The organism is Streptococcus handemini (genome assembly GCF_040984445.1).
Taxonomy (GTDB): domain Bacteria; phylum Bacillota; class Bacilli; order Lactobacillales; family Streptococcaceae; genus Streptococcus; species Streptococcus handemini.
Genome location: NZ_JBFRYH010000008.1, coordinates 36,489 through 44,617 on the forward strand (window position 1 = coordinate 36,489; position 8,129 = coordinate 44,617).

10 protein-coding genes, 1 tRNA gene and 3 pseudogenes are annotated in these 8,129 nt (G+C 44.6%); 12 read left to right on the forward strand and 2 right to left on the reverse strand.

Going from position 1 to position 8,129, the window contains the following annotated elements; all coding sequences use genetic code 11:
• The first annotated feature begins 2 nt into the window (after positions 1-2).
• From ABPH35_RS02340 to ABPH35_RS02395, 12 genes and pseudogenes are all read left to right on the forward strand, one after another.
• On the forward strand, positions 3-1,367 hold the full coding sequence (locus tag ABPH35_RS02340; protein ID WP_368849562.1) for a gp58-like family protein: 1,365 nt from the start codon (positions 3-5) through the stop codon (positions 1,365-1,367).
• A gap of 14 nt (positions 1,368-1,381) precedes the next feature.
• A complete protein-coding gene (locus tag ABPH35_RS02345; RefSeq protein ID WP_368849563.1) occupies positions 1,382-1,606 on the forward strand; it encodes a hypothetical protein in 225 nt (74 codons plus the stop codon).
• A 1-nt stretch (position 1,607) separates the two neighbouring features.
• Positions 1,608-2,069: a hypothetical protein gene (locus ABPH35_RS02350; protein ID WP_368849564.1), complete on the forward strand. Its 462-nt coding sequence runs from the start codon at positions 1,608-1,610 to the stop codon at positions 2,067-2,069.
• A gap of 25 nt (positions 2,070-2,094) precedes the next feature.
• Positions 2,095-2,223 carry a hypothetical protein gene (locus ABPH35_RS02355; RefSeq protein ID WP_368849565.1) on the forward strand — a complete coding sequence of 43 codons (129 nt, stop codon included), beginning with the start codon at positions 2,095-2,097 and terminating at the stop codon, positions 2,221-2,223.
• 38 nt (positions 2,224-2,261) lie between these two features.
• Positions 2,262-2,660 carry a hypothetical protein gene (locus ABPH35_RS02360; protein ID WP_368849566.1) on the forward strand — a complete coding sequence of 133 codons (399 nt, stop codon included), beginning with the start codon at positions 2,262-2,264 and terminating at the stop codon, positions 2,658-2,660.
• Positions 2,653-2,910, forward strand: coding sequence for a phage holin (locus ABPH35_RS02365; RefSeq protein WP_368849567.1), 258 nt, complete (start codon positions 2,653-2,655; stop codon positions 2,908-2,910). Before ABPH35_RS02360 ends, ABPH35_RS02365 begins: the two co-directional genes overlap by 8 nt.
• A 69-nt stretch (positions 2,911-2,979) precedes the next feature.
• A complete protein-coding gene (locus ABPH35_RS02370) occupies positions 2,980-3,597 on the forward strand; it encodes a hypothetical protein (protein WP_368849568.1) in 618 nt (205 codons plus the stop codon).
• 10 nt (positions 3,598-3,607) lie between these two features.
• Positions 3,608-4,198, forward strand: coding sequence for a hypothetical protein (locus ABPH35_RS02375; RefSeq protein WP_368849569.1), 591 nt, complete (start codon positions 3,608-3,610; stop codon positions 4,196-4,198).
• Positions 4,195-4,587, forward strand: a complete 393-nt coding sequence (locus ABPH35_RS02380; protein ID WP_368849570.1) for a hypothetical protein — start codon at positions 4,195-4,197, stop codon at positions 4,585-4,587. Before ABPH35_RS02375 ends, ABPH35_RS02380 begins: the two co-directional genes overlap by 4 nt.
• A 3-nt stretch (positions 4,588-4,590) precedes the next feature.
• Positions 4,591-5,331: pseudogene (locus ABPH35_RS02385) on the forward strand (CHAP domain-containing protein); the annotation flags it as partial.
• 87 nt (positions 5,332-5,418) lie between these two features.
• Complete coding sequence (locus ABPH35_RS02390) at positions 5,419-5,805, forward strand: PBECR3 domain-containing polyvalent protein (protein ID WP_368849571.1); 387 nt, start codon at positions 5,419-5,421, stop codon at positions 5,803-5,805.
• 379 nt (positions 5,806-6,184) lie between these two features.
• A tRNA-Ser gene (locus tag ABPH35_RS02395) sits at positions 6,185-6,272 on the forward strand.
• Positions 6,273-6,481: 209 nt separating this feature from the next.
• Here ABPH35_RS02395 and ABPH35_RS02400 read toward each other — a convergent pair.
• Both ABPH35_RS02400 and ABPH35_RS02405 read right to left on the reverse strand, forming a co-directional pair.
• A pseudogene (locus ABPH35_RS02400) lies at positions 6,482-7,682 on the reverse strand (IS110 family transposase).
• Between the two features lie 246 nt (positions 7,683-7,928).
• Positions 7,929-8,129: pseudogene (locus ABPH35_RS02405) on the reverse strand (IS982 family transposase); the annotation flags it as partial.

The following is an 8,129-nucleotide window of genomic DNA, read 5'->3' on the forward strand; positions in this document are numbered from 1 at the left end:
AGATGGATATAACGATTCAAAATAGGCGTTCTCAGGCGCTGGAAAGGGACGGTCGGTATTACAAGGTCTTTACGCCACGGAGTCCGGATGAGGTGGTTAAGCTTCATCATATGGGCTGTGTGGGGGATACGGTTGCCCGCAACATTCAGATTGAACAGGGGTCTAGTCCGTCTAGTTTTGCCTCGCCTGTCACTACGTCTCGTGCGTTGACGGGGCTTTTTAAGGATATGCGGGATATCAATATCGAGCTGACGGATCCAAATAGCTCGCTCTGGGGGAAAATCAGGGTGAACAATAGAGGGCTCATCTCTGAGTATATGGACAAGGATGTCAAGAGTGCCTTGGCTCAGACGAGTAGCTCTATCCTTGCGCAAGTCGAGGCAAGAGACAAAGGCAATGTCAAGCGTGCGGAGTTGATACTGGATAACAACGGCTTTGTGACCAAGGTCGGGAAGACGGTGAATGGCCGGACGCTTGCGACCATGATTGCCCAGAATGAACGGGACGTGGCGGTTATCGCAGAGAAGATGAAGGTCACAGGGGATATGCTTGTGGACGGAGCGATTACGGCACGGAAGCTAGATACCAACAGTGTGCGGACGGGGATTCTGACGGCGGGGTCTATCACGGCGGATATGATTCAAGCTGGGGCCATCACAGGGGATAAGCTGAAGGTGGATGCGGCTTTGATTGACCGGCTTGCGACGAACGATGCCTTGGTTACCAATTTGATTGCCAAGAAGGCCTTTATCACAGCGGTTCAAGCGGTGGACTTATCAGCCTCTAGAATCAAGAGTGGGGTTTTGAGTGCGAGAAATGGCGTGACGCAGTTTGATTTAGAAACAGGGACTTTGGAATTCTATACGGACTCTCCTGCTTTAAGGCGGATTCAAAAGGGGTATCCAAACCAATTCATAAGATTTGCGACAGGTTTTTCAGAGAACTCGAACAGTAATGTAGGAGTGACAGTCATTGGTTCAAATCGCGGGGGAACTGAAAGTTCAGACGATGGCGGTTTTGTCGGCATTCGTGCATGGAATGGTCCCAAAGACGACATTCTAGATTTGGTAGGGGATACGATTCATTTTGCAAGTTCACCATATAAAGAACGTGACGGCTGGACAATGAGTACAACAGGGAAACTGATGCTTAGGCCATATCGAGCACAAGATAGGCGGGATTCTGTTCTCGTTGTGGGAGATGTCTGGTTGTGTCTTGAACAGTCAGGAAAAACACAGGTTTCATTGCATGAAACACTCCGAAAAATGGCAAATTCTATTGGAGCACTTTATGATTATCGCGAAAAAGAAGGAGAAGGTCATCCTGCTTGGTGGGATGTTCGAGATACTGTTGGTCGCTTAAACTAAAATAGGAGAAACACATGAACGAAAATTTATATACTCACATGCTTGCGGATGTGTGCGAGCAGTTGAAGGCAAAGACGTTGGAGTCTGCGGAATATCGTGCTCGGTTTGTACAAGCAACAGAAGAAAAAGCTCAAGTCCTGAAAGATTTGGACTTTGTCCAACGAGTTTTAAACTCGGATGAAGGCTTGAAAGAGCTGTTTGACGAGCAGGCGAAGAAGCTAGAAACACAGGAGGGCTAAGATGGCATTAAGACTTTATTCATCTGCTTCTTATATCCCAGCGACGGGGAAAACCTTGGTCGGGATCAAGGAGAGCGATGAGCGGGAGACGGTCTTGTTTCATGCGACAGTAGACGGTGACCATACGAAGGACTCAGATGCGGAGTTGATAAGGCTTGCGCTGGATTGGTTTGTGGTGCGCTATGTCAAGAACTTCTCAGACCAGCTTTTGAATGACAAGGTCAATGAAGCGACGAAGGCTGCCAAGGCTTCTCAGGAGTCGGCAGATGAGGCGAAAGTAGTCGCTGAACAAGTTAAGGAAATGCTTAGAACGGTGTCCTTGACCCTCAATGAAGCGCTAGGGATGCTTTTTGAGGACAAGGACGAAGAAGAGGGATCAGAAGAAGAGGAAACAGCTGATGATACCGTAGAAACAGAGGCGGGTTCAGAAGATGAACATGAAACAACTATTGAAAACAATTAAAAATATAACAGAAAGAGGAAAGATTATGATGGTTAATTTTTATGCAATGGAAATTTTAGAAGGTTGGATTACCCTTGAGCAAGTGCCAAAACGTTTTCGTAAGCGAGTAGCGGAGCTGGTGAAATTGGCTGAAACTGGATTAGACAAAGAGTAGTCGCATGACTGCTCTTTTTTTAGAAAGGGGAGTACAAGATGGAAATCATAGAAGCATTGGCGCTTGTAGCTCCTACGGCCTTATCAGGTTATTTTGGGTACTTGACTGCTAAGTCGAGCAACCTAAGTAAGCAACAGTTTGAACAAGTCGAAAGACAACTTGGGGAGTTATCTACTAGTGTCGAGAATGTGCAGAAGACGAGCGATGAGAATAATGCAGAGCTGAAAAAGACCGCAAAGGGTGTGATGCGGATTCATCGTTATCGTTTGCAGGAGAATATGCGCCATGCTTTGAAGCGTGGTTGGACGACGCAACATGAGCTGGACGAGATTGCCAAGTTGTACGAGAGCTATATCGAACTGGGTGGAAATGGGGCGATTACAGTCCTATATAATAAATTTATCTATTTACCTTTAGAGGAGGAAGAACATGATTAACTGGAAAGTACGGTTTAAAAATAAGGCCTTTTGGCTTGCCTTTATCCCTACCATTGCGCTGGTGGTGCAAAATGTGGGGAAATTATTCGGTTTTGAAATCGAGGTTACTCAGACGGTGGAGGGTCTTTTAAATGTCATCAATGCGGTCTTTGTGGTCTTGGCCATCATTGGGATTGTCAACGACCCAACAACGGCTACCTTGTCTGATAGTGTGCGGGCATTGAGTTATGAGACCCCTAAAGAAGATTAGTCTATTTGTGATGGTGGGCATCGCCTTTTGGGTGGATGCCTTTATTCGTGTGTTTGAAGGGAGGTCGAGATGAACTCTGTTTTAAGTGTCAATCTGAGGCAGGTCGATGGTGGTTCTGTGGTCAAGCAGGGCGATACGTCGAGTTTGTTTCAGTTTGAGCTGTTAGACGATGAGGAGCGAGTGATGACGGAGTTGTCAGGTTCACTGGCTCAGGTAAGGATTGGGAAGTCCCACAAGCTCTACTATGAGACTCATGTGCCAGTGGTGGATGGGACGGTGACCTTTACCATCAGTAAGCCGTTGCCGGAAAAGACGTATCTGGTTGAAATCGTCGTCAATGGCTATGTCTTTCCGTCTGATGAGTCGGTCAAGCTTCAGGTTGTGGAAAACTTGTTGGAGTATGAAACGGCGGATGAGTTGACTGAGAAACCGTCTGTCATGACTCGGGATCAGATTGAGGAATTGATTCAGGTCAATCTTCAAAAGGAGTTAGCGCAACAGGTGGTGTTTAAGATGGCGGAGGCGAGTGCTATCTGGACGATTGAGCATAGCTTGAACCGTTATCCGGCGGTTGTGGTGTCTGATAGTGCTGGGACTCAGGTCTTTGGCGATGTGCGCTATCTCTCAACGAATAAGCTTGAAATTCAGTTTGCGGTACCCTTTAGCGGTACTGCGGTTTTAGTATAAGGAGGATGTTATGCAAGTTTTATATAATCTAGATTTAACGAAGAATCAGCTGTTGAATGCCATTATCCAGAATTTGGCGACAGCGCCGAGCGACCCCAAGGCTGGTCAGTTGTACTTTGATACGACGGATAAGAAGTTGAAAATCTACACGGGCGAGAGTTGGGTTGGTCTTGATAGTAACGAAGGAGTTGCCGATACGGAGCAGATTACCACGATTGCTGGAAATAAGGCGACGGATGCGCTGAATGACGCTAAGCAGTATGTCGATGAGGAGATTGCGAAAGTCGTCGGTGGTGCAGATGGTGAGTATGATACCTTGAAGGAAATCGAGGCTTTTATCAAGAATCATGCGGAGCAGTTGAATCAGTTTGCGGCTGCGCCTCATAAGTTTGTGGCAGAGATTGGCGATGGGGTGGCGGTGGAACATACAGTGACGCACTCGCTCAATACGCAAGATGTGATTGTCGAGGTCTATGAAGCCAATGCACCAAATGAGAAGGTCTTGGTGGATATTGAGCATACGGATGCCAACACCATCAAAATCACGACAGCGAAGCCGATTTTGGCTAGTGCGAAACTGAAAGTAGTGGTGATTGGATGAAGCATCTAGGACGCAACACACGAGATGAGGATGTCTTGAGTCGGGAGGTACTTCAGAGACGAGCAGTTGAATACGTGTCTTTGTCACGAGGGGTGCAGACAGGGGCAACAAACGCTGTGAATGCTCGGAAGATTTTACAGGTCAATGAATTGACGGGAATTGGTTTCTTGCATTTAGATTTCAAGATTGAACCGACAGAGAGCAAGCCGGAGGGGACGAATGCAGGCGAGATCCTTCTAGGACGACTTGAGACGTGGTCTGCAACTTCTGTGATTGAGGCTATGTTGTTTGACGGCTCGACCATCTGGATTGTAGGTAGGGAGATTAGGACCCGCTGTAAGGTGGGACAGCGCTATATCGTGGATTTGAATGGTTTTTATAGAAAGTAGAGGGAGAAGATGGCAACAGTACAAGAAGTCGTACAGTATGCGATTGATCTAGCGAATGCTGGTATGGGAGTGGATAAGGATGGTATGTGGGGCACACAGTGCGCTGATTTGCCGTGCTTTATCGTGAAGAATTGGTTTGGGATTGATTTATGGGGCAATGCGATTGACCTTTTGGACAGTGCGGGACAAAATGGCTTGCCGGTCATTTATGATGCGCCTGGTGTCAATCCGAAGGCTGGTGATTTGTTTGTGATGGCTGTTTCAGGTCATCCTTATGGTCATACAGGTATCGTCATCGAGGATAGTAATGGTGTGACGATGAAGACGATTGAGCAGAACATTGATGGGAATTGGGACGCTCTCACGGTTGGGGGTCCGGCTCGTTTTAATGAGCGGAGCTTTGACGGTGTGGTTGGCTGGATCCGTCCGCCATACACAGATACGGAGCTACCTAATCCAGTCGATACGTCTATCGGAACTAGTGATGAAATCGAGTTGATACCTGAAAAGGGGACATTCACGCTTGTGGATACGGCTATCAATGTCCGCCGTGCGCCAAATCTCAGCGGTGAGATTGTGCATGTCTATCAGCCGGGTGATTCTGTTCGTTACGATAGTAAAGGCTCGGCAAATGGCTACCGTTGGATCTCTTATATCGGTCAGTCCGGCAAGCGCAACTATATGGCCATTGGTCAAACAGATGAACATGGTAAGCGTATCTCGCTTTGGGGTACCTTGGCCTAATAGACACCCCCGCTCAGAGAAATCTGGGCGGGGGTTTTGTATAGTATGGTATAATTAAAATTGGTATTTTAGAAAAGAGAAGTATAAATGGCTAAACATAAGAAATTACTTAGTTTATCAAAAGAATTCCAGTCAATGCTTGGCTTAGAAGAATGTCCGTCTGATGTTAGAATACAAGAGGATGGTCTAAAAGCTCACATCATTAAACGAGGTCATCAAAGTGTTTTACCGTATTTCAATCGATTAGAGGAAATTTTGTCTCATCCCGATTATATTGGAGTTAATCCGAGGGAAAAAGGGAAAAGTGCGGAATTTATCAAAGTCTTTGATAAAAATGTTTTAGTTGCGATTAAACTGCATAAGAATGGAGATTTCTTTTATATTCCAACGATGTATGAGATTCAAGAGTATAAATTACAATCGAGATACCAGAACGGTCGATTGAAAAAGATTGACAACGAGGGAAAGAAGTAGTAGAATGAAAGTACGAGTTAGAATGATTGAGGGCAGAAAGGTTCCTGCCGCACCTAGCAATAGGTATCTGAGATGTGGGGTACACCGACCCACCAGTTATTCTAATGTACCAATTAGCATCGGTTAGTCCGGTGCTTTTTGTTGCGTAAAAAAATAAAAAAGGTGGTCGCTTTTTTATAGCTATTGAATAATTATCGCAGCTGGAGTGTCGGTCTTTTTTGAAAAAATCCTTGACTTTAAGTGTTGAATATGTCAAAATATAAAAAGCGGTAGGGATAATGTCCTGAATCTTTCTATCAGAACTTAAAACAGACCTAAAATAAGATATATTTTGGTTTAATAAGTTTTTGGAAACTCCCACCGGCTCCATGTAGAATATGGAAGATTACTCAAGAGGCTTAAGAGGCCGTGTTGGAAACGCGGTAGGCGTGTAACAGCGTGCGTGGGTTCGAATCCCATGTCTTCCGTTTAAAAGATAGGCTCCTGTTAGGGGGCTTTTTTCTACCATTTGTCAAGTTTATCAAGGATTTAAGAAAAAATATTTTCAAGACAGTAGCTATTTCGAGAGTGCTGTCTTATTTTTGACACTTATTTAGTAAAAAAAGGGCATGTCAAAACAACACCTTATGTTGGAAATTTTTCGATAAGGTGTTACAATACTAGGGCATAGACGACTTTACTGACTTTTGGCTGAAGTGTAGTCGTAGAGTTTGTTATGCGTTATGAGGTAATGCATCGTCCTGATGAGGCGATGTATGGAGGCAATCGTATGTGGCTTAGTTGAAGTCACCTGCGATTGTCTTTTTCGTTTCTCATAGAAATCTGCGATATGGCAGGGATTAGTGTGACTAGCTGCAGCGATGTTGTGGATGCACTTGAATAGAATCTTTCTCGCGTAAGGGTTCCCGCGTTTGGTGATATGTTCTTTGGCTAAGAAGTTCCCAGATTCATAGTGCCTGAGGTCAATCCCAATAAAGGCGTTGATTTGATTGGCAGACTGAAAGCGACGCATGTCGCCCAATTCACCAATAATACTTGTCGCTGAGGTTTCCGCTATTCCAGGAATAGAAAGTAGAATATCATATTCTGGTAAAGGCTTAGCTAGGGTTACCATTTCGTCTAAGACAATAGAACGGTGTTCAGATAATCTGAGTAATTCTTGAGCATAGTAACGGACCTCTTCCATCATTGGAGAGGATTTTTTGACCGCACCATAAGATTGATTGGCAAGTTCAGTAAGTTTGTTAGTCAGGGAAGCGACACGCTTGTCAGAGATCCGTTTTGAAGTCGACTGACAGATACGATGCCTTAACTCACTGTTCGTTCGATCTAAGACAAATTCCTTGCATGGAAAAGCCATGACCAAGTTCCAGTACTGTTCACCGGTTGGTGTTGATAAGAGGTTTTCTAACTCTGGAAAAGTAACCTGCAATATCTTGTGTAGACGGTTCTTGGTACGGACAATATCTTCTGTCAGATTCTGAAAAAAGCGACTTAAATCACGTAGATGTTGATAGCTTTCCTTTTGTACATAAGTTGGTTTTCGATTCAGTACAAACTGAGATTGCGCCAACTTTTCAGCGTCAATTTTGTCGGTTTTACGGACACGTAGGCTGTCCAGTTTTCTTAGCTTCCAGCGGATTAAGTCGAGTATAGGCGTAGCCATTTTCCTCAAGAAAAGCCTGAAGACAACGAGAATAGACGCCTGTCGCTTCAAAGACAATCTCAGGGGTGTGGACAGTTTTCAAATCGTCCAACAACCGAGTGAAGCCGATGGCATCACTCGGCATGGTATAGCCATGAACCTTCTCACCGTTGACTAGAATTGCCACTTCTGAACTTGTTTTACTCACATCAATCCCAAATACTGTACGCATGATATTACCTCTTTATCTTGTTTGATTCCTTGTTTTAGTGATGTCATTTTCAATACTCGACGTCTAGCGTCCCACATACTTTGATAACATTCTCCCTAAAACAGGTGTCTTGCCAGTTTTGAGTACGACGTCCAGCGTCAAAAAGCCCCACGACTTCACAAGACACCTCTACTTTAACACAACGAAAAAGTAGTGACTACTCTCTCCCGTCGGAGATTTCCTCACTACTAATCTTAACTCGTGGTGCTAGTTAATCTCAAAGTATCTCAAATTATAAGCAAGTATAATTTGTTCAATTCTCAACTGCAATCCTGTTAAGTTTCTAGTTAATGTCTGTTCGACATCAAAAAGAGCACAAAGTTCTGAAAATCGAGTTTCAATAGTTCGTCTCATAGCCAACAATTTCCAATGATTATGTTGTTTAGCCCCTGTCATATTTTGACGCAA

Excerpts from the sequence above, each read along its gene's own strand:
- ABPH35_RS02365 (WP_368849567.1), top strand. The coding sequence starts at position 2,653 with ATGATTAACTGGAAAGTACGGTTTAAAAATAAGGCCTTTTGGCTTGCC.
- ABPH35_RS02375 (WP_368849569.1), top strand. The coding sequence starts at position 3,608 with ATGCAAGTTTTATATAATCTAGATTTAACGAAGAATCAGCTGTTGAAT.
- ABPH35_RS02355 (WP_368849565.1), top strand. The coding sequence starts at position 2,095 with ATGATGGTTAATTTTTATGCAATGGAAATTTTAGAAGGTTGGATTACC.
- ABPH35_RS02380 (WP_368849570.1), top strand. The coding sequence starts at position 4,195 with ATGAAGCATCTAGGACGCAACACACGAGATGAGGATGTCTTGAGTCGG.
- ABPH35_RS02360 (WP_368849566.1), top strand. The coding sequence starts at position 2,262 with ATGGAAATCATAGAAGCATTGGCGCTTGTAGCTCCTACGGCCTTATCA.
- ABPH35_RS02350 (WP_368849564.1), top strand. The coding sequence starts at position 1,608 with ATGGCATTAAGACTTTATTCATCTGCTTCTTATATCCCAGCGACGGGG.
- ABPH35_RS02370 (WP_368849568.1), top strand. The coding sequence starts at position 2,980 with ATGAACTCTGTTTTAAGTGTCAATCTGAGGCAGGTCGATGGTGGTTCT.
- ABPH35_RS02345 (WP_368849563.1), top strand. The coding sequence starts at position 1,382 with ATGAACGAAAATTTATATACTCACATGCTTGCGGATGTGTGCGAGCAG.
- ABPH35_RS02340 (WP_368849562.1), top strand. The coding sequence starts at position 3 with ATGGATATAACGATTCAAAATAGGCGTTCTCAGGCGCTGGAAAGGGAC.
- ABPH35_RS02390 (WP_368849571.1), top strand. The coding sequence starts at position 5,419 with ATGGCTAAACATAAGAAATTACTTAGTTTATCAAAAGAATTCCAGTCA.